The organism is Methylosinus sp. Sm6 (assembly GCF_019802345.1).
Lineage (GTDB): Bacteria > Pseudomonadota > Alphaproteobacteria > Rhizobiales > Beijerinckiaceae > Methylosinus.
The window spans coordinates 42735-67028 of sequence record NZ_JAINDZ010000007.1; the positions used below are offsets into that span (position 1 = coordinate 42735).

Here is a 24294-nt window from a genome sequence, read left to right on the forward strand (position 1 = left end):
GAATCATCGCGCGCCCTAGAGAAGGTCGAGCCCGACGAGAACTTTTTCCTGATTGGATAGGTCGCCGATGATTTTTTTCAGCGGCGGCGGCAGTTTTCGCACCAGGGTCGGCAGCGCCACGATCTGGTCGCCGGCGGCGAGCTGCGGTCGCTCGACCAGATCGACGATCTCGATGATGTAACGCCCGTGTAGATTTTTCTCACAAATGCGGCGCAGATTGGCGATCGCCGTGAGCGATTTCGGAGTCTGGCCCGCGACATAGAGCCGCAACCGCCAAGCCTGAGTGTCCTCGCCGATGTGGCGCTCGCTCTCGCTCGGCCGGATCACGCGCCCGGCTCCTGTCGCAATGTCGTGATCGACGGATCGAGCGGCTCATCGACCACAGTGAAGCCGGCGTCTTCGAGGACGAATTCGCGCACCCTCCGCGAATGCGCCATGCCGCGCGACTTGACGATGCAAAGGGCCCGTCTGGCGTCTCCCGCGATCTCGAGGCGCCGCAGCGATATCCAGGTGTCCATCAGTGACGAGACGCTCGCCTCGGCCTCGTCGCGACGCAAATTGGTCGCGACGAGCTCGGTGAAAACCGTGGTCACATTGTGTGCTTTCAATATATCGGCGAGACGCAGCAGCATCGCATGCACCTCGCGCCCCGAGCCGATCGAGAGGAAGCTCGAGATCGGATCGATCACCGCGAGCTTCGGCTGGAAGCACTGGACCTCGCGCAGGATCTTGGCGAGATGCGTCTCCAGCCCGTAATAGCTCGGCCGCGCGGCGTTGAAGCGCAGCAGGCCGCTCGTCGCCCAGCGCCCGAGATCGACGCCGATGCTCGCCATGTTGCGGATGATCTGCGGGGCCGACTCCTCGAGCGCGACATAGACGACTTTTTCGCCGCGCCCGCAGCCCGCCTCGGCGAAATGGGCGGCGAGGCTCGACTTGCCCGTTCCCGCCGCCCCGGAGACCAGAATGCTCGAGCCGACGAAATAGCCCTCGCCGCCCAGCATGGAGTCGAGCGAGGCGACGCCGGTGGACATGCGTTCCGGGCAGGCGGAATGATCGAGCCCGGCCGAGGAGATCGGCAGGACCGAGGCGCCTCGCTCGTCGATCAGAAAAGGATATTCGTCGGCGCCATGCGCCGAGCCGCGATATTTGAGAATGCGAAGGCGTCGGGTCGAAAGCTGATCGACGATGCGGTTGTCGAGAACGATGACGCAGTCGGAGACATATTCCTCGAGGCCGTAGCGCGTCAGGTGGCTCGCGCCGCGTTCGCCGGTGATGATCGCCGTCAGTCCGCGCTCCTTGAGCCAGCCGAACAAGCGACGCAGTTCCGACCTCAGCGCCGCTTCATTCGAGAGGCCGGCGAACAGCGCTTCGATCGTGTCGATCGCCACGCGCTTGGCGCCGATCGTATCGACGGCATAGCCCAAGCGGACGAAGATGCCTTCGAGATCATATTCGCCGCTCTCCTCGATCTCGCTGCGCTCCAGGCGCACATGGTCGACAACCAGAAGCTCGCGTTTCGTCAGATCATCGACGTCGAAGCCGAGCGAGGTGAAATTCGCCCTCAGATCCTCGGGCCGCTCCTCGAAGCTCATGAAGACGCCCGGCTCTCCGTAGCGAAGCGCGCCGTTCACGATAAAGCTCATCGAAAGCAGCGTCTTTCCGCTGCCCGGCCCCCCGCAGAGCAAGGTTGGACGCCCCTTCGGCAACCCTCCCATGGTCATTTCGTCCAGGCCCGATATGCCGGTCGGAGCCTTCGCAAGAAAATTTGCGGTCATGAGCGGGCGCTTTGTCCGAAAGAACGCGAGCTTATTTTGCGCCCTTTCGCCTCGTTTGGCAAACCTGCGAAGGGCGCTCTCGGGACGCCCTCCGGACGCGCTTCCGCCTCTGTCACAGCCCGGTCTCGGCCGCCGCCTCAAGGGCTCTCCCATTCGAGCTCGGCGAAGCCGGCCGTCGCGTTGCGGACATTGTAATCGTCGAACAGGCTCCAGGCGGGCTTCTCGCTCTGGCCCGCCGACGTCGCGGCCGCGCCGAGAGTCTCGCCCTTGGCGATCGAGCGTCGCAGATCGCGGGTCAGGCGCTCGAGATAGGCGGCCTGGGCGTCGAGCGCCTGCGGCCAGGGGGCGACCGCCGGCCCATGGCCCGGCACGACACGCACGGCTTCGATCTTCCGCAACTCGTCGACGACGGCGAGAAAGCCGAGGAGGCTCCCGTCGACGATCGGCACATGGCGCAGGAACAGCAGGTCGCCGGCGAACAGCGTCCCGCTCGCCGAGTCGCGCACAGTGAGATCGGCGTCGCTATGCGCCGTGCGCCAGGCGCGCAGCTCGATGCCGCGGCCCCCGAGATCGAGCGTCATTGCGCCGTCGACCGTCAGGCTCGGCGCGATGAGCGCCACATCATCGACGAGCGGGCCGAGCGCCTCCCGGAAAGAAGAGAGATAGTGCGGACCGCGCGCGGCGAGCGCCCGCGGCAGGTTCTTGTGCCCGACGAACACGGCGCCCGAGTCTCGGAAGGCAATATTCCCGAAAATATGGTCGGGATGCACATGCGTGTTGATGACATAGCGAATGGGCTTGGACGTGCGCTGCTGCAATGCAGCGAGAAACGCTCGCCCCTCCGCGGCGCTTCCTCCGGTGTCGATGACCGCGACCGCCTCCGCGCCGACGATCGCTCCGAGATTGGCGATGTCGCCGAGGTTCTCGCGCGTCATCATCGCGAGCCGCCCCTGATGAACGAACACGCCCGGCGCGATCTCGGTCAGATCGAACGCGCTCGCCGCGCTCGCGAAGAGGCAGAACAGGGCGATGGCAAGCGCGTCTCTAGTGCATTGCAGCATGGCGGATTCCGCGTCCTTTTCTAGCCTTTTCCCGCAAGAAACGGGGAAGTCTGGCATGGCTTTTGGGGATTGCGCTTCAATCCTGTGCGACATATTATCCCGCCGTTTCCGACCAAAAAGACGTTTTCCGGCCGGGAACCGGAGGATGTCTCGACGGAGATTTGGCGGGGCTGCGGGCGCGGCGTTTCCGCCTCGTCGCCGTGGTGAAAATCACGAGGAAACGGCTTCCCAAAGCCTGTGGCGTCTCAAAAAAGGCGCGATGTCGGCGACGTGGCCGGGCCTTTTGCGCGGTAATGTCGTCAGGAGGAAAAGCTCATGCAAAAGCTGTTGTTGTCGACTTCGGTAGGGATCCTCGCGCTGTTCGGAGCCGGCGTGGCGTACGCCGCCGACGAGCTGCTCGAGCTCCAGAAGAACCCGAAGGATTGGGCCCTGCCGACGGGCGACTACGCCAATCTCCGCTATTCCAAGCTGAAGCAGATCACCACCGAGAACGTCGGCAAGCTGGCTCCGGCCTGGAGCTTCTCGACCGGCGTGCTGCGCGGCCACGAGGGCGCTCCGCTGGTGCTCGGCGACGTGATGTATGTCCATACTCCGTTCCCCAACATCGTTTATGCGCTCGATCTCAACAGCGACGGCAAGATCCTCTGGAAGTATGAGCCCAAGCAGGATCCGAGCGTCGTTCCGGTGATGTGCTGCGACACCGTGAACCGCGGCCTCGCCTATGGCGACGGCAAGATCTTCCTCGCGCAGGCCGACACCACCCTCGTCGCGCTCGACGCCAAGACCGGCAAGCTGGTCTGGTCGGTGAAGAACGGCGATCCTTCGAAGGGCGCCACCTCGACCGCCGCTCCGCATGTCTTCAAGGACAAGGTCTTCGTCGGCATCGCCGGCGGCGAGTTCGGCGTGCGCGGCAGCATCACCGCTTATAACATCAAGGACGGCTCGCTCGCCTGGCGCGGCTACTCGATGGGCCCGGACAGCGACACGCTGATCGACGGCGAGAAGACCACCCATCTCGGCAAGCCGGTCGGCAAGGATTCGGGGCTGAACACCTGGGAAGGCGATCAGTGGCAGATCGGCGGCGGCACCACCTGGGGCTGGTATTCCTATGATCCCGAGCTGAACCTCGTCTATTACGGCTCCGGCAACCCCTCGACCTGGAACCCCGCTCAGCGGCCGGGCGACAATCGTTGGTCCATGACCATCTGGGCGCGCGATCTCGACAAGGGCACGGTGAAGTGGGTCTATCAGATGACCCCCCACGACGAGTGGGACTATGACGGCATCAACGAGATGATCCTCGCCGACCAGACGATCGGCGGCCAGGCTCGCAAGACGCTCGTCCACTTCGACCGCAACGGCTTCGGCTACACGCTCGACCGCGTGACCGGCGAGCTGCTCGTCGCCGAGAAATATGACCCGGCCGTCAACTGGGCGACCAAGGTCGACATGGACAAGAGCTCCAAGACCTATGGCCGTCCGCTGGTCGTCGCCAAATATTCGACGCAGCAGAACGGCGAGGACGTGAACACCAAGGGCGTCTGCCCGGCGGCTCTCGGCTCCAAGGACATGCAGCCGGCGTCCTTCTCGCCGGACACCGGCCTGTTCTATGTGCCGACCAACCACGTCTGCATGGACTATGAGCCGTTCCGCGTCAGCTACACCGCGGGCCAGCCCTATGTCGGCGCGACGCTGGAGATGTTCCCGCCGCCCGGCGAGACCAACATGGGCAATTTCATTGCCTGGGACGCCCGTGTCGGCAAGATCGTCTGGTCGAACAAGGAGCAGTTCTCGGTGTGGTCGGGCACGGTCACCACGGCCGGCGGCCTCGCCTTCTACGGCACCCTCGAGGGCTATCTGAAGGCGGTCGATGTGAAGACCGGCAAGGAGCTCTACAAGTACAAGACTCCGTCGGGCATCATCGGCAATGTGATGACCTATGACCACAAGGGCAAGCAATACGTCGCCGTCCTGTCCGGCGTCGGCGGCTGGGCCGGCATCGGCCTCGCGGCGGGCCTGTCGAAGAGCAACGAAGGCTTGGGCGCGGTCGGCGGCTATCGCGCGCTGTCCGACTACACCGCCCTCGGCGGCGTGCTGACGGTCTTCACCCTGCCCGACTCCGCTCTGCCGATCATCGCTCCGGCGAACTGAGGCCGCGGAAAAAATAGCTCTGGCGCCCGGCGAATCGCCTCTCGGCGCGTCGCCGGGCGCTCGTGTCGTGTAGAGGAAGCATCGGGAGGATGAGGTAATGAGACTGCCGCTCGTCGGGGCCGTGGCCCTGAGCGTCTTCGTCGTTGGAACGACCGCGCGGGCCGAACCGCCGGGAGACCCGACCGCGGTCAAGGAAGTGGACGGAAAGTATTTCGACAAGAACGGCGACCCGACGTACAAGGTCCAGGCCGACGGCACGGTCGATTGGTACACCTTCTCCGGCTATCGCCGCTATCACGCCGAGTGCCACGTCTGCCACGGCCCCAACGCCGAAGGCTCGACCTACGCGCCGGCGCTGAAGAATTCGGTCAAGACCTTCAATTACGCCGAATTCTACGGCATCGTCGTCAGCGGCCGCGAGAACAAGGTGGCGGGCAATGACAGCGTCATGCCGGCTTTCGCCGACAACAAGAACGCCATGTGCTACATCGACGACCTCTATATCTATCTCCGCGCCCGCTCGACCGAAGCGGTCGGCCGCGGCCGTCCGGAGAAGAAAGAAGCGAAGCCAGCGGCCTTCGCCGAGGCCGAAGCGAAGTGCATGAGCGGCAAGTGAGCCGAAGGCGGATGGCCGGCGGCGGCATGGGCCAAAGGTTCGCCATGTTTCGTGAGATCGCTGTCTCCATGGTCGCCGTCGCGGGTGTTCTCGCGACGGCCCCCGTCCGGGCGCAGTCGCCCGAGCAATTCGCTCGTCCCGGAGCGGACGACGCCAAGGGCGCGATCGAGCTGATCGACCCCAAAGTGCTGCGCGTCTGCGCCGATCCCAATAATCTGCCGTTCTCCAATAGCGCCGGCGAGGGCTTCGAGAACAAATTGGCGCAATTCGTCGCCGCCAAGCTCGGCAAGGACATCGCCTATGTCTTTTATCCGGGCGCGACGGGCTTTATTCGCAACACGCTGAACGCGCATCTCTGCGACGTCGTGATGGGCATGCCGCAGGGCGACGACCTCGTCCAGCCGACCAATCCCTATTACCGGACGTCCTATGCGATCGTCACTCGCGCCGGCTCCGACCTCGAGGGGCTGAAGACGCTCGCCGATTCCCGCCTCACCGCAAAAGGCCGGCGCATCGGCCTCGTCGCCAATACCCCGCCGGGCAATCTGCTCGCGCGCCTCGGCCTTCTCGCCGCGGTGAAACCCTATCCGCTGGTGGTCGACACGCGCGTCGACGCCCCCGCGGCCGATATGATCCGGGACCTCGAATCCGGCGTGATCGACGTCGCGATTCTGTGGGGACCGATCGCCGGCTATCATGTGAAGAGGTCGAACGGGCGGCTGGTCGAGGCGATGTTGGCGCAGGAGCCGGGGACGCGCATGAGCTTTCGCATCGGCATGGGCGTGCGCCATTCCGATCAGGAATGGAAGCGCGAGCTCAATCGTCTCATCGCTCAGAATCAACATGAGATCGACAGGCTGCTCGCCTCCTATGGCGTGCCGCTGCTCGACGAGGCGGGCGCGCCGATCGCCGTCGATCCGTGATCTTCGCCCTATGAGCTTGCGCGCCGCGACAATCCTTTTGGCCTTTTTCGGAACCGCCGCCGCCGCCGAGCGGCCGCCCGAGCCGTCCGGCTATCGGCTCGGCGATTATCGCGCTCCGGTTCCGGCGACCCTCGCGGGAGCCCGCGTGCTCTCCACCGCGGACGTCTTCGGCCTCTGGCGCGACAAAGCCGCCGTCTTCATCGATGTGCTGCCGCGTCCGCCGAGGCCCGCCGGCCTGCCGCCGGACGCCGTCTGGCGCGACAAGCCGCGCTACGACATTCCGGGCAGCGCCTGGCTGCCGGACACCGGCTTCGGCGCCCTCTCCGAGGCGGCGCAACGCTATTTCGAAGAGGGGCTGGAGACGGCGACGGCGAACGACCGGCGCCGCGCCATCGTCTTCTATTGCCTCGCCGATTGCTGGATGTCGTGGAACGCCGCCAAGCGCGCGCTCGCGCTCGGCTATGCGAGCGTCGGCTGGTATCCGGAAGGCGCCGACGGCTGGGAAAAGGCCGGGCATCCGCTGGAGCCGCGCGAGCCGGAGCCCGGACGGGAGCGATAATCCGCGCCCGAGACAGCCTCGAAAGTCCCGGAGCGCGGCTCGATCTCGCCGGAGGAGTGAAGCGCTGAAGGTCCGGACGAACGCCCGGGCCTTCGCCTTCGCGCCGATCTCGGCTCAGATGATCGAAAAATCGGCGTTGGTCAGCGCCAATCCGTTCGACAGGGTCGCAAACTGGATCGCCGCGGTCGCTCCCGCGCCATCCGCATCATAATAGAGATTGCCGTTCGTGCTGTTGTAGATGATCCGGTCCGATGCGTCAGCCGCGGACGCGCCGATGTGGAACGCGGCCGACGACAATGTCGCGCCCGTCAGGGCGGTGAAGATCGCATTGTCGAGGCTGATCTTGTCCGCCGTGACGTCGAAATCGGCGATCGTGTCGACATTGTCGAGATATGCGCCGTTCAGCGCGGTGTTGAAAACGAAATTGTCGCTTCCCGCGCCGCCAGCGAGGTAATCATTGCCGGCGCCGCCGTTGAGCTTGTCGGCGCCATCGTCGCCGTAGAGGTTGTCATTGCCGCCGGCGCCATCGATCGTGTCGTTTCCGGCGCCGCCGTAGACATAATCGGCTCCCGCGCCGCCGTTCAATTTGTCGACGCCGTCGTCTCCATAGAGATAATCATTGCCGGAGTCGCCGTTGATCGTGTCGTTGCCGGCCTCGCCATGAAGATTATCCTCGCCGTCGCCGCCAAAGATCCGATCGCCGCTGGCGTCGATGGAGCTGCCGCCGAAGCCGCCATAGATCGTGTCGTTGCCCTCCGAGCCGTACAGCGTGTCGGCGCTGTCGCCGCCATACAGATAGTCGTTGCCGGCGTCGCCCTTGAGCGTGTCGGCGCCCGCTTCGCCATACAGAACGTCGTTGTCGTCGCCGCCATTGAGCTTGTCGGCGCCAGCTCCGCCGTAGAGGTAGTCGGCGCCGGCGCCGGACATGATCGTGTCGGCTGCGTCGCCGCCATGGAAGCGGAACTGCTCGATGCCGGCGGTTCTCGTCCCGTCGCTCGCGGCGCTGGCGCTGTTGAGCGTGAGAACGAGCCCGACCGTGTCCGTCGAGCGGTCCAATTCGAGGGCATCGAAGCCCGCGCCGCCGTTGATGAGCTTCTTGCCGAGACCGGCATAGATCGTGTCGTTGCCGCTCCCTCCGGCGAGCGTGTCGCTTCCGAGGCCGCTGTAGAGCACGTCATTGCCGCCGCCACCGTCCAGACTGTCGTTTCCATCCTCGCCGTAGAGATAGTCGTTGCCCGAGTCGCCGGTGATCGTGTCATTGCCGGCCTCGCCGTGGAGATTATCGTTTCCGTCGCCGCCAGAGATCCGGTCGTCGCTGGCGTCGACGGAGCTATTGCCGAAGCCGCCATAGATCGTGTCGTTGCCGTCAGAGCCATACAGCGTGTCGGCGCTGTCGCCGCCATAGAGGTAGTCGTTTCCGGCGGCGCCTCTGAGCGTGTCGGCGCCCCCCTCGCCATACAGAATGTCGTTGCCGTCGCCGCCATCGAGCTTGTCGGCGCCGGCGCCGCCGTAGAGATAGTCGGCGCCGGCGCCGGACACGATCCTGTCGGCGGCGTCGCCGCCATGGAAGCGGAACTGCTCGATGCCGGCGGTCTTCGTCCCGTCGCTGGCGGCGCTGGCGCTGTTGAGCGTGAGAACGAGCCCGAGCGTGTCGGTCGAGCGGTCCAATTCGAGGACATCGAAACCCGCGCCGCCGTCGATCAGCTTCTTGCCGAGACCGGCGTAGATCGTGTCGCTGCCGCCCCCTCCGGCGAGCGTATCGATTCCGAGGCCGCTGTAGAGCACGTCATCGCCGTCGCCGCCGTCCAGACTGTCGTTTCCATCCTCGCCGTAGAGATAGTCATTGCCCGCGTCGCCGGTGATCGTGTCGTCGCCGGCCTCGCCGTGGAGGCTGTCGTTTCCGTCGCCGCCATGGATCGTGTCGGCGGACGCATCGACCGTGCTGTTGGCCGAGCCGCCATAGATCGAGTCGTTGCCCGCGTCGCCATTGATCACGTCGGCGCCGGCGCCGCCGTAGAGATAGTCGTTTCCCTCGCCGCCGTTCAGCGTATCGGCGCCGTCTTGTCCGTAGACGCTGTCCCCTCCGTCCTTCCCCGACAGCACATCAGCGCCGGCGCCGCCATAGAGAGTGTCCGCATAGTCCCCGCCGCTCACGGTGTCGTTGCCGCTGCCGCCATAATAGCGCAGAACCTCGACGTTCGTGGTGCGGCTGCCGTCGCTTCCAGCGCCGCCGTTCAGCGTGAACGTGCGGCCGGTCGACGCGCTCGAGCGGTCGATCTCGACAAAATCATAGCCGGAGCCGCCGTCGATCGTCTTCTTGTCGAGAAGAGCGTAGATGACGTCGTCGCCCGCGCCCCCGATGACGACGTCGACTCCGGCGCCCGTATAGATGGTGTCGGCGCCGGCGCCGCCGTTCAGCGTGTCGTTGCCGAGTCCGCCATAGAGATAGTCGGCGCCGTCGTCGCCGTAGAGCGTGTCATTGCCGGCCTCGCCATGGAGACTGTCATCGCCGTCGTCGCCATGAACGATGTCGTTCGACGCATCGGCCGTGTCGTTTCCCGTGCCGGCATATACCGTGTCGTTGCCGTCTCCGGCGGAGATCACATCGGCGTCCATGCCGCCGTAGATCGTGTCATTGCCGGCGCCGCCGTCGAGCCTGTCCGCTCCTATATCGCCGGAAAGATAATCGTCGCCATCGCCGCCGGCCAATAAATCCTTGCCGGCGCCCCCGTATAGCGTGTCGTTCCTCGTTCCTCCATCGATGTCGTCATCGCCGGAGCTGCCATAGAAGCGAAGCTGCTCGATGCCCGCGGTCGTCGAGCCGTCGCTCGCGGCGCTGCTGCTGTTGAGAACGAGCGTGAGCCCGATCGAGTCCGTCGAACGGTCGAGCACGAGAAGGTCGTATCCGGTCCCGCCATTGATGTGTTTTACGCCGCGGTCGGCGTAGATCGTGTCGTTGCCGGCGCCGCCGTCGACCGTGTCGACGCCGAGACCCGTATATATGGTGTCGCCGCCGTTGCCGCCGTTCAGCGTGTCGTTGCCGCCGTCGCCATAGAGATAATCATTGCCGTCGCCGCCGGCGATCGTATCGTTGCCTGCCTCCCCATGAAGGCTGTCGTTGCCGTCGCCGCCGTTGATCGTGTCGGCGGATCCATCATCGTCCGCGCTGTTGCCGTTGCCGCCATAGATCGTGTCATTGCCGTCGTTGCCGTTGATCGTGTCGGCGCCGCTCTTGCCGTAAATATAATCGTCGATATTAGAGCCATTGATGATGTTGGGAGTGTTATCGCCAGTGATCGTCGGCATGAGTCGCTTCTCCGCGTGAGAAAATAAAACGTCGTGTTGACAAAGACGTCGATTTGCTTCAAACGGCTCGCAGAGCACAGCATTTCCGAGACATGCCGCGCCATCACGCCCGTCGGAGCAAGCAACGATCGCGCTCCACGAACATAAATACACCAAATGTCCGGCGCCGTCACGCCTATCTGTGCGGTATGCTTGTTCGTGCGCTGGACGACAACGCGCTCTCCCATGTCGATGCTCGCGTCGACTTCTTCAACACCGATGGTGGGCGGCGTCGCGACGCGCGGATCTCGTCGGCCATGCGGCGCCGCTCGCGAATGTCGAGATGTGGGACGAGCCTCGAATACCGACATTCCGCGGCACGCGCGGCCTTCGTGGCCGTTCATGCTGGTCATGACGACATTGCGCGCCGGCCGCTTGTCCGCGCCATAGGCCGCGATCAGAGCGCCCCCCCGCCGGTCTCGCGCGCCGCAGCCGTGCCGCGCGGGTCGCCGTCGAGACCGACGACTCTCCCTTCCAACCTGCGCCTCATGCGCCCTGGGGCGTCGCCAGCGGCCCGCCCGCCACATGCCTGGCGCGCAACCGAAAGGCCAGCATCAGCTCGACGATTCCGATCGCGATGGCGTAGGCGCCGATCCACCAGGCCAGCACCACCGCGCCGATGACCGGCGACAGCGCGACGAACAGGCCGAACAGGATGGAGAGAATGCCGGTGAGCGCCAGCAGCCAGCGGCCGTGATCCTCCCTGAGCTCGAAGGCCGAGCCGAGGAACAGCCCGCCGGCGATGATCTCTTCTATTCCGAACAGCAGCACGAAGATCAGCGCGGTAATCCCCGGCCAAAAGGCCGCGAACAGGCCGGCGGCGATCTTGACGAGGCCGGCGAGGAACATGAACAGCCAAGCCTCGCCCCGCCGCGCCGCGCGCGCCGCCGACACCATTGTCGCGACGCCGTCGACGATGGCGAAGGCGGCGAACACCAGAACCAGCGAGAGAATGGTGACTCCGGGCATGAACAAAGCGATGAGCCCGAAGATGATCGCCGCCAGCCCGCGCAGGGCGACCGCCCACCAGTTGCGGGCCAGAATGGCGTTTTTGGCGGTCAGCCGGTCGACGCCGAACGGACCGCCGGGGAACGGCTGGTCAGAAATGCTGCTCGTGCTCATGCGTTCGCCTCCACGGAGAGAAGCGGGATGAGAAACCGGGACAGCCGAACGCGCCATGACATCCGTCAGTTTTTCGGCGCGGCGAAAAATCGAGGATAATGAGGGGACAATGCGAAACAAACGAAATAATCAGCCGGCGCCCGGCAGTCGGCGGCTATTGCCCGATCGCCCATTGCCGACTGCCATTGAAACAGCATCGGAGCGTTTCATTCGCGCGGCGCCGAATCGCCACGAGACATCGTCAGCACAGACGGCGCTCTCCGCTACGGCTCGCCCTTCTGCGGCATTGCGCCGCGCTGTCACGCTCGAGCCGGCATTCAGATCCCCAAACGGCGCCAGAAAGCCTTTGTTGCGGCTCACTGCATTGTAAAACCACAGTATTTGCCTGTTATTTGCTCTGAGACACATTTGCGGTGCTGTTGCCGAAGTGACACACATGCGCAGAAATTATGCCGAAGTCGTGATTTCTTGATCTAGGTCAAGTCTTCCTTCCCGGATTCGAGGCAGTTTGACGCCTGACTCGGATCGCGTCGCGTCGCGTCGCGTCCCGGAACAATGGACGGGGGACCCTGATGAGAGCACTACTGCGCGGCGCGTTGGCCGCACTGATGTCGGGCGCGATGGGCGCCGCGGCCCACGCCGCCGATCTCTCGGCCATCAAGGAGCCCCCGCCGCCGCCTCCGCCGGCTTTCACCGACACCTATCAGCCGTTCCAGATTCGCCTGCGCGCCGCCGCCGTCGTGCCGGACAGCGGCAGCGCGACCGTCTATGACGGCCAGGGCGGCGGCGCGCTGCAGGCGCTCGGCCTCAGCGCCGGACGGGGCAGCGTCGTTCCGGGCGCCAGCACCAGCATTTCCTACTCGATCATCCCCGAGCTCGACGTCAGCTATTATCTCACCAAGAACATCGCCATCGAGGCGATCTGCTGCATCTCGCGCCATCACGTTCAGGGAATCGACACGCTGTTCGGCGCGAGCCTGTCGCGGACCTGGGTGTTCCCGCCGTCGCTCATTCTGCAGTATCACTTCACCAATTTCGGCGCGTTCCAGCCCTATGTCGGCGTCGGCGTGAACTACACCGCTTATTTCTCCGACGCGGGCAATAATCGGTGGTTCCTGACCGCCGCCGGCATCCCGGTGACCTTCACCTCGCTCAGCATCACCCCGTCCTGGGGCGTGGTCGGCCAGATCGGCTTCGATTACATGCTCACCGAAAATTTCGGCGTGAACGTCGATCTGAAGCGCATCCTGATGGAGCCGAACGCGCATGGCCAGATCAATGTGATCGGCACCAACACCTATGTTCCGATCGACGCCAAGGTGAATATCGATCCGTGGATCGCCAGCGTCGGCCTGACCTTCCGCTTCGGCGCCGGCCTGGTTGCGCCGGTCCTCGCCAAATACTGACGCGTCCAAAAGCGACCGTTTCTAGAAAACCGGCCCTTCGCGGCCGGTTTTTTCTTGTCCTGTTGCAGCAGAGCGGCACGGACGCTCGCGAGCCGATCGGCCGAAATCCGACCGCCCAGTAGAGCGGTCGGGGCAATCGGGTGAACGCAGGAAGGGGCGCATCAACCTCCCCCTTTTTAGGGGGAGGGTCGGACCGCGAAAGCGGTCCGGGGAGGAGTTTCACGGCAAAGACTCGGGGAGCGCCCCCTCCCGAGCGTCTTCGGCGCAGGGCCTCCCCACTCGAAGGGGAGGTGAAAACGCCTCTTCCGGCAACAATTCTCGTTCGCCCGATTGCCCTGCAGAGCGGTCGAGACCGCTTGTTGTTTGGCGCTGGTCGGCGTTACACTTTAAAAAAGTACGTGTTCGATTCGGTTGGTCCCAACAGTCGCGGGCGTGCGGCCGCAGGTCTTCGAAGGATCAGAACATGGTCGATTCCATCGACGGCGCCCTCGCGCCCGACGCCGATCGAGCGCGGCTGCTCGAGAGCGACGCCGAAGCCGAGCGTCCCGCCGCCGCCGCCGCTCCCGTGGCGGATGACTCCGGGCCGCGCCTCGTCTGCGCCCCGGCCCTGCAGGTCACGCAAGGAAAGCGGCGCTTCTATTCCCTCGTGCTGCCGAGCCGCGTGCTCGCCGCGACATGCGCGGTCGAGGCGCGGCTCGAAAATCCGATCGACGGGTTTCAGCGCCTGCTCGACAAGAAGCGCGCGAGAGAGATCGCCGACTATATCGATTGCGGCTTCGGCAGCGTGCCGAGCGCGATCATCCTCTCCGCCCAGCCTGCCGCCGAGCTGCGCTTCGACAAGCGAACGGGCGAGCTGACCTTCCGCATGGACAAGCGCTCCTTTCTCATCATCGACGGACAGCACCGCGTCTTCGGCTTCAATCTGGCGGAAAAGAGCGTGGACGCGCCGGTGGTCGTCTACAACAAGCTGACGCGCGCGCAGGAATGTCAGCTGTTCATGGACATCAACACCAAGCAGCGGCCGGTGCCGCCGGAGCTGCTGCTCGACATTCGTCGCCTATCGGAGACCGAATCCGAGGCCGAGGCGCTGCTACACAATGTGTTCGACCTGTTCGCCAATGAGGCGGACAGCGTGCTGGCCGGCCTGCTCAGCCCATCGGAGCGCCGCAAGGGCAAGATCTCGCGCGTGACCTTCAATTCCGCGCTGAAATCGATCGACGGCGCCTTCGTCGACGCCGAGGCGGCGGACGTCTACCGGGTGCTCAATACCTATTTGCAGGCCTGTCTGAACGGGCTCGGGATGCATGGCGTCGCCGGCAATATCGTCAATCCGGCGCTGTTCAAGGCGCTGATCCTGCTGTTCGCCAATGTCGCGGAACGGGTCGCCGACCGCCATGGCGGCAAATATACGCTCCATAATTTCGAGGAGGTTCTGGCGCCGTTCTTCCGCAAGCTGAAGAAGAGCGATCTGCCCAAGCCCACGACCGGCCATCTCGCGCTTTATGAATTCTATCGCAAGGCGCTGAGCTCCGGCTTCTCGCTCAAGCAATGGCTGTTCGCCTGAGGCGAAGGGTCAGCGCCGCGCCTCGTCCTCCTCGCCGTCCGTGAGGCGATGCGCGTCGAGCCGTTTTTTCTCGAGCTCGGCGCTGGCGGCCGCAAGCTCGCGCTCAGTTTTTGAGCGTCCGAAGGCGAGCCGATTGGACGACGCTTCCGCCTCGCGGCGACGGCGCGCCTCGTCCTTGCGGGCGCGGCGCAGATTGACGATCTCGCCCATTGGCCGGTCAGGTCTTTTTGCGGAAGGCGTCGATGGAGACGATCTTCGTCTCCTCGCCCTCGGGCGCCGCGCGCTCGTCTGGACGCCGCTCGGCCTTCGCCGGTTTCGGCGCGGCGGATGCGGGCGCGGCGACCGGGACGGGCCGCGCAGGGAAGGGCGCCGGAGCTTCGTCCCGCGGGCCGGCCGGCCCCTCCTCGACCTCCCATTTGAGGCCGAACTCGACCGACGGATCGGAAAAGACCGTCACTGCGTCGAAAGGCACATAGAGCTGCTCGGGAATGCTGCGGAAGGAGAGGCAGACCGAGAAGCCGCGCTCGTCGACGACGAGATTGGAATATTGATGCTGCAGGATGATCGTCATCTCATGCGGCCATTGCTCGGCCAAGCGGCTCGAGATTTTGACCCCGGGCGCTCTCGTGCGGAAGCTGATCGTGAAATGATGATCGCCCGGCAGACGTCCGGCGAGAGCAGCGTCGGCCAGGACCTTGCGCATCACGCCGCGCAACGCATCCTGAAGGAGCAGATCATATCTGATGATGTCGGTGGACATGTGGACCCGAACCGAAATCCTCTATTGGGCGCCGCCCAGCCAGTGAGGAAGTGGAGGCTTCTGTTGCCAGGCGCCTCCGAGCCCCGCCTAGAAGTGCAACCCCCTAGGGCTTTGAACCCAGTACCTTCACTGCATTACGCAGCGACGGCCACCGGAGCATAGTTGTCGTTGGCAACTATAAGATTGACCCGATAACGGCGGTATCATGCCGAGCGAAAAAACACCCTTTACACCCTCGTCGATCCTATTTCGCCCCCGCCCCAAGCCGCGCGCCCGCTTCGCGGAAACGCTCGTCACGGCCTCGGGTGGAGGCGCCGGGTACCGCCCCCGGGTCCGATAGGCTTATTCCGATGCTCGTTTATCGCCATAGCCGCCGCGAACGGCGGCAATGGACAATATACGCATCGATTGGCCGATCGAAAAGGGGCTGACGAACAAAGCGCTTCGCTCCTCCCCGATTTTCGGTCCTCTCGAGCGCGACAAAGCGCCCGCCGACGGATCGGCGGGCGCAAGAAATTCATCGGCTGAAAGCCGGCGAGCGGTCAGTTCTGCTTGACGACGAGAGCGTCCTTGACCGCGGCGAATTGCGCGTCGGACAGGATCTTGTGCTTCACCAGCTCGCTGGTCGCCTTATAGGGGCGGCCCTTGACGATCGCTTCCGCCAGCAGGCGATCCAGCCCCTTGGCGGCTGCGAGCTGCTCCACCGTCGCCGTGTTGATGTCGAGCGTCGTCGCCGCTTCATGCTTGCCGAGAGCCGGCGCGACCACGAGATTGCCGGGCTTGGCGGCCGGCGGCGTCGTCGTCTCGGCCAGAGCCGGCGTGGCGGCGGCGAACATGGCGATGGCGAGAATGGCGTTGGGCTTCATGATGACCTGGCTCCTTTGATCGGAAATGATCTCCCGATCGACGAGAGGCATCATGCGGCGAGCGGCTTGAACGGGCTTTGAATGCGCCGTTCAGGCGCAATTCATCCGCAGGGCCCGCGCTTATCTGCCCTGCAGGCAGGAGACCGCCGCCGGCAGGCAGGCCGCGCCCACCATGGAGCAGGCGGCGGCGCCGTCCGCCCGGCGGGCGCAGACGAGGCAGCCGTCGGTCCATTCGAGACAGGCGGGATGATCCTCGCCATAGGCCTGCGTCGGCTTCTCCTGCGCCGAAGGCGCGGGCGCGTCTTGCGCGGCGAGCACGGCCGGCGTCATCATCAGCGCCGCGGCCACAAGGCGAGCCGAGGCGAGCCTCATGCTTCGCCGACGCGCTTTTGCGCGCCGAAGCCGGCCGCCTCCATGGCGAGATGCACCTTGTTCTGCAGCCCGGCGTCGTCGCCCTCGGCGATCAGCGCGGCATTGTCGGCGAGCGCGTCGCACAGGGCGCGCACCCAGGGCTCCTCGCTCTTGGCGAAATCATTGAGCACATAGGAATGCACCAGCGCCTTGTCGCCCGGATGGCCGATGCCGAGGCGCACGCGCTTGAACTCTGCGCCGATATGGGCGCCGATCGAGCGCAGGCCATTGTGTCCCGCGGCGCCGCCGCCCGTCTTCACGCGGCATTTGGCCGGCGGCAGATCGAGCTCGTCGTGAAACACGACGACATCGCCGACCGCGATCTTGTGAAAGCGCAGCGCCTCGCCGACAGCCCGGCCCGATTCGTTCATGTAGGTTTGCGGCAGCAGCGCGATGACGCGCTCGCCGGCGATCGTCCCTTCGCGCGCGAGGCCTTGAAAGCGGGTCCTCGGCGGGGAAAAGCGATTGGCGTCGGCGATGGCCTCGACGGCCATGAAGCCGATGTTGTGCCGGTTCTTCGCATAGGCGCGGCCGGGATTGCCGAGGCCGACGAACAGCAGCATGGCCGTGGGCTCCTAAAGGAGCGGCGGATCGGCAACGGGCAGTCGGCAGTAGATCGGGTTCGACTGCCTGCTCCCGACTGCCGACTGCCCTTCTCTTCTCTACTTCTTCTTCTCGGGCGCCTTGGCGGCCGGAGCCTTCGCGGCCTTGCCGCCCTTGCCGGCGGGCGCGGCGGCGGCCGGCGTCTCCTCCGCCACCAGCGGCGGCGTGATCGAGACGACGGTGAAGTTCTTGTCCGGATTGGTCGGCTTGCAGTTCGGCGGCAGGGTGAAGGCCGAGATGTGCAGCGCGTCGTTGAACTCGAGCCCGGTCAGATCGCCGGTGATGCCGTCCGGAATATTGTCGGCCGGCACCCACATCTCCACCGAATGGTAGACGATGTTGAGCGAGCCGCCGCGCTTCAGGCCCGGCGAGGCGTCGTGATTGATGAAATGCACCGGCACGTCGACGCGCAGGCGCGAGCCGGCGCGCAGGCGCAGGAAATCGACGTGAAGGGGCGTGTCCTTGACCACGTCGAGCTGATAGTCGCGCGGAATGGCGCGCTCGGTCTTCCCGTCGATGTCGAGCTCGAAGATCGTCGTGAGGAAGTGCCCGGCATAGATGAGCTTGGTCAGCTCCTTCCGGTCGAGCGATAGCGGCGTCGGCGCGTCGCCGCCGCCATAGATGACGCCTGGAATACGGCCCTCACGGCGAACGCTGCGGGCGGCCCCCTTGCCTGTCCCGCTGCGCACCGTGGCCGCGAGCTTCTTGACCTCGGCCATTTCGGTGTCCTTTCAAGAGAAAAGCGCGCCCATCGCCTCCAGGGGTGTCGGAAAGCAGGCGCGCGGCGCAGCTTATAGGGAAGGCGAGGGGCGGAGGCAAGGCGGGGCGGCGGCGCGCATCGATCGCGACTGACGAAAGAACGGCAGTTTCAATGTTCGCAGTTCCCGTCCTCCGGGCCCCATCGTCCGGCTCGGGAAGTTCATCACGCCGCTCGAGCTTCAGATTTCCCTGCCGCGCGCACTCTGGGAATCTCGGACATGCCCGCGCTTTGTCATGCGTATAAAGCTCCGTCACGAAATATCTAGATGTTGCGCCGCCAGCTCGATCATCGCCGATCGCTCCTCCACCACATCGGCATAGCCCAATTCGGCTCGAATTTTGGTTGTGTCGACGACCAAGGCCTGACGATAGTCGAAGGACGGTGGTTCAGCCGGCGGGCCGCGTCGAGCCGGCAACCGAGCCAGTCTCTCGCCCATGCTCGGCGTCGTTTCCTCGCCGACGTTGAATATGGAGCCGCGCGCCCTCGGATCGACCGCCGCTGTCGCGATCGCCGCGGCGACGTTCCTGACGTGGCCGTGCGTCCAACGCCAGGCAGGCGCGGCGGCGAACCCGTATATGGTGGCGAGGTCGCCGTTTTCTTCCGAGCCGTATACCTTGGGCAAGCGCAGGATGGTCCAGTCGAGATCATTCGCGCTTCGCACGGCCGTCTCGACGAGAACCTTGTCGTAGTCGCGAACATAGGCTCCGAGCTGCTCCTCCATCCCGCGAAAAGGGAAAAATATCGAGCGGAGCGGCGCTTCCTCCGTCAGCGGAACCGGCTCCGGCGAGCCCGGTTCAATTCCAGTCAGACGACCATATGCCCGATAGACATCGCAGCTCGAAATGACAATGAGGCGCCGGGTGCGGCCCGAGAACGTCTCGACCGCCGCTTCGGCATCGTCTGCTCCCATCGCGACCATATGCACCACAAGGTCCCAATCGCGTCGCAGCCTCTCGGGAAACGAGACGATCGGATAGGCCGCGCTCGGATCGCAGACATGCTCTATGTCGGGCAGGACGGGATGGCGGCTCGTCCCGCGATGAAAGACGGTCGTCTCGACGCCGGCGTCGTGGAGTCGCCGAACGACATAGGCCCCGATGAAGCGTGTGCCTCCGATCACCAGGGCTTTCATCTGGCGCGTCCCTCATAGATGGCGGTCGATCTTGCGCAATTCTCGAAATCGAAGCGGAGACGCTTCTGAAGATCAGGCAGGAGACACGACGCGCTCCTCCGCCGCCGCCTGCTCCGCCGCTTCGATCGCCGCCATCGTGCCGACATGCAGCCATTTGCCGTCGAGCGGCGCGCCATAAAGGCGCTCCTGCTCCGCCGCGCGGAAGAAATAGGGCGCGAGCGGGAACACATCGGCCGTGACGTCGGCGAAGAGCTGCGGCTTCAAGATGCCGATTCCCGCATAGACGTATTCGGCCGTCTCTGCGGCGCCGCGCCGCGTCAGCCGCCCGTCCGCGTCGCGATGGAAATCGCCGGTCCAGTCGACGCCGACGCTGCCCTCGCGCGGCGCGAGCAGGAGCGCGATGTCCATCTTGTCGCCGTCCCAGAGCGAGGCGAGGCGAATGAGATTATCCGCGCGCGCGCCGATCCAGAAGGCGTCGGTGTTGCAGATGAAAAACGGTTTTTCGCCGATCAGCGGCAAAACCTTCTTGATCCCGCCGCCCTGATCCAGCAGCAGCTCGCGCTCGTTCGACATCACGATGCGCGGCGCCGAGCGGCCGCGCAGATGATCCTCGATCTGATCGGCGAGGTGATGGACGTTGACGATCGCCGTCGCGACGCCCGCTTCCGCAAAAGCGTCGAGCGCGCGGTCGAGCAGGCTGCGGCCGGCGACCCGCACCAGCGGCTTCGGAATCGAATCGGTCAACGGCCGCATGCGCGAGCCGCGCCCGGCGGCGAACACCATCGCCGTCTCAGGAACGGAACAGCGCGGGAAGGTGGGAGACATACCAGGCCTCGAGATCGGCGAGCGCGGGATGGCGCAGGCCCTTGCGCAGATAGGTTTCCACGCGGGGAAGATGGGCGAGATATTGCGGCTTGCGGTCGCGCTGATCGAGCCGCGCGAAAATGCCGAGGATCTTCGTCGCCCGCTGCGCGCCGAGAATGGCGTAGGCGCGCGCGAAACCCGCCATGTCGAAGCCGGGATCGGCCTCGCGCCGCAGGCGCGCGTAATGACCGAGCAGCCGCATCTCCAATTCGTTCGCCACATCTACGCGCGCGTCCTGAGCGAGCGAGGCGACGTCGTAAGCGGGATGGCCGAGCGCGGCGTCCTGGAAATCGATGACGCCGATGCGCGCCGTCCCGATGCGATCCTCGAGCCAGATGAGATTGGGCGAGTGATAGTCGCGCAAGGTCCAGGTCGGCGGCGCCATCACGATCTCGATCAACGCCTGCCGCCACAGAATGACGAAGGTCGCCTTGGAGCCCGAGGAGATCGCCGATCCGCCGACGCGGCTCGCATACCATTCGACCAGCAGCTCGACCTCGATCAGCAGCGCGTCGAGATCATAGGACGGCATGCGATAGGCGGCGGCGCCCGGCGTCGGCAGCACGTCGGGCAGATCGCGCGAATGCAGCGTCGCGAGCAGCGCGGCCGCCTCGAGATAGCGATCGGCGATCGGCGCGCCATCGGCGATGACGCCGTCGCGGCCCAAATCCTCGAGCAGCACGAAGCCCGCGTTCAAATCGAAGGCGAAGATTTCCGGCGCCGAGATCTTCTGCGCGCGCAGCGCGCCCGCCATGGCGACGAAAGGCTTCACCGTCTCGGCGAGCTTGGCGATCGCGCTATAAGACTTGCCGTAGCGGATCGGCGGCCCGTCCGGCTTCGCCGGCGAGATCATCAATAGCGCGCGCTCGCCGCTCGGCTTGCGCAATGTCTCATAGACGCGCGACGAGGCGTCGCCTTGCAGGAAGGCGCGCTCCGCTTCGCTCCAGCCGGCGCCGGCGAGAAAGATCTCCAGCGATTTGAACGCGGCGAAGCGCCCCGCGAAAGCGCCGTGAGCGACGATGGCGATGCGTCGCGCGTCCGGCGCGTCGGGCGAGACGAAAGAAAGATGAATGGCGAGCCGCTCGCCCGAGAACAGGCCGGGCGCGCGCTCGGCCCATTCGACGAGCGCTATTCCCTCCTCGCTCGCCTCCTCGAAGCCGAGCGCCTCGAGCTCCGCCTCGCCGGAGATCCGGTAGAGATCGGCGTGCAGCAGCCGATAGCCCTCGCCTTCGTAGATCTGCATCAAGGTGAAGGTCGGGCTCGGCGTCTCCAGCGTCGGATCATCCGCCAGCGTTCGGATGAGCGCCCGCGCGAAAGTGGTCTTGCCGGCGCCGAGATCGCCCGAGAGCGTCACGAGGCGCACGCCCTCGCGAATGATCGGCGCGAGACGGCGCGCCAGAGCCGCGGTCTGCGCCTCGTCGGCGACATCGACGATCCATTCGGCGGAATCGCTCATGAGGCGCGTCCTCTCTCTCGCGTCTCCTCCGACGTCGAGGCGGCATGATCGTGGCGCTCGTCGGTCGGAAAGATGCAAGTGACCGTGGTGCCTTCGCCGAGCGCCGAATCGATCAGCACGCGGCCGCCATGCAGCTCGGTGAAGGCGCGCACGATGGAGAGGCCGAGTCCGACGCCGCGATGGCGCGAGCCGGCGGTATGGGATTCGAACCGGTCGAACACTTTTTCCAGAGCCTCGGGCGCGATGCCGCGCCCGCGATCGGCGACCTTGAGCACGATTTCCCCCTCCCGTCGCAGAGCGGCGAGGGTAATGGTTTGTCCAGGGCGTGAAAAGCCGATGGCGTTGGAGAGCAGATTGAAGAGAATCTGCCTGATGCGCTTGGCGTCGCCGCGGAAGCGGCCGACATCGCCGGTGGCGACGATCTTGAGCTCGATCGTGTTTTCGGCGAGCCGGTCCTGCACGCCCTCGGCCGCCGCGCGCATCGCATCCTCGACATCGACGTCGCCGAGCTCGAGCGCCATGGCGTCGCTGTCGATCGTCGCGAGATCGAGAATATCATTGATGATGGCGAGCAGCGCTGCCGACGACTTGGCCACATAGCCCAAATATTCCAGCTGCTTGGCGTTGAGCTCGCCGGTCGATCTCTCGCCGAGCAGATGGCTGAAGCCGATGATGTTGTTGAGCGGCGAGCGCAGCTCGTAAGAGACGTGATGGACGAAGTCGTTGCGGATCTTCTCCGCCGCCATCAGGGCCTCGTTGCGCTCGGTGAGCGCGCGCTCGACATTCACGCCCGCCGTCACATCGACGAAGGTGAGCAGCGCCGCGCCCTCGGGCAGGGCCTGCGCCGTGCAGTCGAGCACGCTGCCGTCGGAGCGCTCGATGCGGCGGGTGAAGCCCTGGCGCATCTCCTGCAGTCCGGTGACGAAGCCGCGCAGCTCGCTCCAGGTCTCCTCATTGGGATGCAGCTTCGCGCAGAGCTTGGAAACGGCGTCGAAGCGCGGCTTTTCGTCCAGCGCGCGCTTGTCGAGCCGCCACAGGGCGACGAAGGCGGGATTGCAAAAGCGCAGGCGTCCGTCGGCGCCGAAGACGGCGACGCCCTCGCGCAGATTTTCCAGCGTCTCGTTCTGCATGCGGTCGAGCGCATGGAAGCGCGTCTCGAGGAAATAGCGCTCGCTCACATCGTCATAGAGATAAGTGACGCCGCCCTGCGGATTGACATTGACGACGACGCGCAGCGTGCGTCCGTCCGGCATGTGCCAGATGTGCTCGTGATGCTCTTCCGAGGAGCGATAGGCTTCGAGCAGCCGCGACTTCCAGGCCCTGAAGTCGACCTCCACCGGCAGGCGCTGCTCGGCGCGCAGCCGGTCGAGAATCTGCGAATCGCTCGGGCCCTGGTCGAGAAAGGCGCGGTCGAGCGGCGGCCACAGCCTTTCATAAGCGGCGTTGCGATAGACGAGCCGCTTGCGGCGGTCGAAAATGGCCACGGCGATCGGCAGCTGATCCAGCGTGCGCGAATGCGCCTGCATCTGCTGCTCGAGATCGGAGCGCATGGCGTCGATCTCGTGACGGTCGAGCGCGAGCGCGGCGGAGGCCCCATGAAAGGGCGCCTCGACGACATCGAGACCATGCCGCTCCCCTGCGACGACCGCCGTGACTCGCGCGCGAAAAACCTCGTCGCGGCCGCGCGCGGCCGCGGCCTCGGCGCGGGCCTGGTGATCGAGCAGCTCGATCTGCCGGCGCAGGGCGTCGGCCGGGCTCTCCGCCTCCACGGCGCTCGCATAGGCGGCGTTGACGAAGGAGAGGCGGCCGTCGGCGGCGCGCATCCACACCGGCGTCGGCAGCGCTTCGAGCATCGCGCGCAGCCCCTCCGCCTCCGCGACGCAGCGGGCGTGCCGCTCGCGCAGCGACAACAGCTCGAGCCGGTCGCCCGAGACCTCGCGAATGCGCAGCACGGCGCGGCCGGCGACGGCGCGGCCCTCGGCGTCGAAGCGCCGGCCCTGCGGATTGGCGAGGGCGAGGCGGAATGCTTCGCCGCTCTGGCGCAGCCGCTCGATCCACTGCTCGAGCTCGCGCGCGTCCTTCATCGTGAGCCAAGTTCCGAAGGCGAGAGGCCGGCGCGCGAAGGCGGCGTCGCCGAGGCTGTTCTCCACATCGGGCTCGCTCGCAGGCCCGTCCCAGGAGACGAGCAGCTGCGGCTCGCTCGACAGAAAGGTCTCGGCGCGGTCGAGCTTGCTGCGCGCCAGCTCCAATTCGGCGGCGAGCCGCGTCTGGCCGCGGCTCCATCTCTTCCGCTCGGAGAGATAGCCGAGGGCGACGACGGTGGAGAAAAGGGCGAGGCCGAGGCTGAGCGCGAGATGGGCGAATTCGCCGCTGTCGCCGGCCGCGAAAAGTCCCGCCAGCGCCTGCGCCCGGGCGGGACGGGCGAGCAGCAGGCCGCCGGCCGTCAGCGCCACGGCCGCCGATCGTCGCAGCGAGCCGGCTCGGAGGCTCCGCCTGCGCCCGGCGGGCGACTGCGCTATCGGCCCGAAGGCCGTCCTGTCGTGCATGCGAACCGGTCTCCACGTTCGATTGCAAAGGCTCATCGCAAACAAACGCCGCAAGCCGTTCGCGCGCCCGAGCGACGCGCCGTCCCGAATCGTCTCCAATCTAAAACGCGTTGATCGAAAGGGAAACGCGCGACGCGACGGGGAGCATTCTCACGTAGAGGTTTCGCCGAACTGGCGTCGGCGTCGCCGTGGGGAAAAATTTCACCTCGGCCCGGGCGCGCCGACCGCGTATCCGAGACTCGCGAATGCGCGGCTCGCGCTGAAGAGAGCCCCGGTCGCCGCGAAATCGCGCCTTTTCCTGAAAGCTCGATTCGCGGCGTTTCCCGATGACAGAGCGCGCTCGCCAGGAGTCATGCGAGCTTAAAAAAGCGCTC

General features: G+C 65.5%; 21 protein-coding genes and 1 other RNA gene. 6 read left to right on the forward strand and 16 right to left on the reverse strand.

The genetic code is table 11. The features are described from left to right. Positions 1-15: 15 nt before the first annotated feature. From K3F48_RS06745 to K3F48_RS06755, 3 genes are read right to left on the reverse strand one after another with little or no spacing between them, the layout of a single operon-like run. Positions 16-327, reverse strand: coding sequence for a circadian clock KaiB family protein (locus K3F48_RS06745; RefSeq protein WP_222574656.1), 312 nt, complete (start codon positions 325-327; stop codon positions 16-18). Continuing rightward, positions 324-1928: a circadian clock protein KaiC gene (gene kaiC, locus K3F48_RS06750; RefSeq protein WP_370631366.1), complete on the reverse strand. Its 1605-nt coding sequence runs from the start codon at positions 1926-1928 to the stop codon at positions 324-326. The genes K3F48_RS06745 and kaiC overlap by 4 nt, the downstream gene beginning before the upstream one ends. Then, positions 1913-2836 (reverse strand): quinoprotein relay system zinc metallohydrolase 2, encoded by a 924-nt coding sequence (locus K3F48_RS06755; protein WP_222574658.1) that lies wholly within the window; start codon positions 2834-2836, stop codon positions 1913-1915. The genes kaiC and K3F48_RS06755 overlap by 16 nt, the downstream gene beginning before the upstream one ends. Before the next feature lie 315 nt (positions 2837-3151). Here K3F48_RS06755 and xoxF5 point away from each other — a divergent pair, with 315 nt between their 5' ends. From xoxF5 to K3F48_RS06775, 4 genes are all read left to right on the forward strand, one after another. Beyond that, positions 3152-4987: a lanthanide-dependent methanol dehydrogenase XoxF5 gene (xoxF5, locus tag K3F48_RS06760; RefSeq protein WP_222574659.1), complete on the forward strand. Its 1836-nt coding sequence runs from the start codon at positions 3152-3154 to the stop codon at positions 4985-4987. A 97-nt stretch (positions 4988-5084) separates the two neighbouring features. Then, positions 5085-5603, forward strand: coding sequence for a c-type cytochrome, methanol metabolism-related (locus K3F48_RS06765; RefSeq protein ID WP_255608483.1), 519 nt, complete (start codon positions 5085-5087; stop codon positions 5601-5603). Positions 5604-5647: 44 nt separating this feature from the next. Further along, positions 5648-6526: a substrate-binding domain-containing protein gene (locus K3F48_RS06770; protein ID WP_370631368.1), complete on the forward strand. Its 879-nt coding sequence runs from the start codon at positions 5648-5650 to the stop codon at positions 6524-6526. 10 nt (positions 6527-6536) lie between these two features. Then, positions 6537-7085, forward strand: coding sequence for a PQQ-dependent catabolism-associated CXXCW motif protein (locus K3F48_RS06775; RefSeq protein WP_222574660.1), 549 nt, complete (start codon positions 6537-6539; stop codon positions 7083-7085). Positions 7086-7199: 114 nt separating this feature from the next. On the opposite strand, the gene K3F48_RS06780 is transcribed toward K3F48_RS06775, so the two are convergent. Beyond that, positions 7200-10391, reverse strand: coding sequence for a calcium-binding protein (locus tag K3F48_RS06780; RefSeq protein ID WP_222574661.1), 3192 nt, complete (start codon positions 10389-10391; stop codon positions 7200-7202). 525 nt (positions 10392-10916) lie between these two features. Next, positions 10917-11552, reverse strand: coding sequence for an HdeD family acid-resistance protein (locus K3F48_RS06785; protein WP_222574662.1), 636 nt, complete (start codon positions 11550-11552; stop codon positions 10917-10919). A gap of 572 nt (positions 11553-12124) precedes the next feature. On the opposite strand from K3F48_RS06785, the gene K3F48_RS06790 reads away from it, so the two are divergent. Both K3F48_RS06790 and K3F48_RS06795 read left to right on the forward strand, forming a co-directional pair. After that, on the forward strand, positions 12125-12958 hold the full coding sequence (locus K3F48_RS06790; RefSeq protein ID WP_222574663.1) for an OmpW family protein: 834 nt from the start codon (positions 12125-12127) through the stop codon (positions 12956-12958). Between the two features lie 463 nt (positions 12959-13421). Further along, positions 13422-14522, forward strand: coding sequence for a DGQHR domain-containing protein (locus tag K3F48_RS06795; RefSeq protein WP_222574664.1), 1101 nt, complete (start codon positions 13422-13424; stop codon positions 14520-14522). Positions 14523-14531: 9 nt separating this feature from the next. Here the strand turns inward: K3F48_RS06795 and K3F48_RS06800 are convergent, their stop codons facing one another. From K3F48_RS06800 to K3F48_RS06850, 11 genes are all read right to left on the reverse strand, one after another. Continuing rightward, the gene (locus K3F48_RS06800) at positions 14532-14732 is read right to left on the reverse strand and encodes a DUF4169 family protein (RefSeq protein WP_222574665.1); all 201 of its coding nucleotides are present in this window, start codon (positions 14730-14732) and stop codon (positions 14532-14534) included. Between the two features lie 7 nt (positions 14733-14739). Continuing rightward, positions 14740-15282, reverse strand: a complete 543-nt coding sequence (locus K3F48_RS06805; protein ID WP_222574666.1) for an SspB family protein — start codon at positions 15280-15282, stop codon at positions 14740-14742. A gap of 49 nt (positions 15283-15331) precedes the next feature. Next, positions 15332-15709, reverse strand: a transfer-messenger RNA (tmRNA) gene (gene ssrA / locus K3F48_RS06810). A 115-nt stretch (positions 15710-15824) separates the two neighbouring features. After that, positions 15825-16202, reverse strand: coding sequence for a helix-hairpin-helix domain-containing protein (locus K3F48_RS06815; RefSeq protein WP_255608488.1), 378 nt, complete (start codon positions 16200-16202; stop codon positions 15825-15827). Between the two features lie 66 nt (positions 16203-16268). Continuing rightward, the gene (locus K3F48_RS06820) at positions 16269-16520 is read right to left on the reverse strand and encodes a hypothetical protein (protein WP_222574667.1); all 252 of its coding nucleotides are present in this window, start codon (positions 16518-16520) and stop codon (positions 16269-16271) included. Further along, positions 16517-17122, reverse strand: a complete 606-nt coding sequence (gene pth / locus K3F48_RS06825; protein WP_222574668.1) for an aminoacyl-tRNA hydrolase — start codon at positions 17120-17122, stop codon at positions 16517-16519. Before pth ends, K3F48_RS06820 begins: the two co-directional genes overlap by 4 nt. Before the next feature lie 99 nt (positions 17123-17221). Next, positions 17222-17881, reverse strand: coding sequence for a 50S ribosomal protein L25/general stress protein Ctc (locus tag K3F48_RS06830; RefSeq protein ID WP_222574669.1), 660 nt, complete (start codon positions 17879-17881; stop codon positions 17222-17224). Positions 17882-18172: 291 nt separating this feature from the next. Continuing rightward, positions 18173-19054, reverse strand: coding sequence for an NAD-dependent epimerase/dehydratase family protein (locus tag K3F48_RS06835; RefSeq protein ID WP_222574670.1), 882 nt, complete (start codon positions 19052-19054; stop codon positions 18173-18175). Between the two features lie 72 nt (positions 19055-19126). Further along, complete coding sequence (locus K3F48_RS06840) at positions 19127-19879, reverse strand: nucleotidyltransferase family protein (protein ID WP_255608492.1); 753 nt, start codon at positions 19877-19879, stop codon at positions 19127-19129. Then, entirely contained in the window at positions 19845-21374 is a 1530-nt protein-coding gene (gene tsaE, locus K3F48_RS06845; protein WP_222574671.1) for a tRNA (adenosine(37)-N6)-threonylcarbamoyltransferase complex ATPase subunit type 1 TsaE, read from the reverse strand. Before tsaE ends, K3F48_RS06840 begins: the two co-directional genes overlap by 35 nt. Further along, positions 21371-23920, reverse strand: coding sequence for a PAS-domain containing protein (locus tag K3F48_RS06850; RefSeq protein ID WP_222574672.1), 2550 nt, complete (start codon positions 23918-23920; stop codon positions 21371-21373). The genes tsaE and K3F48_RS06850 overlap by 4 nt, the downstream gene beginning before the upstream one ends. Positions 23921-24294: the final 374 nt, after the last annotated feature.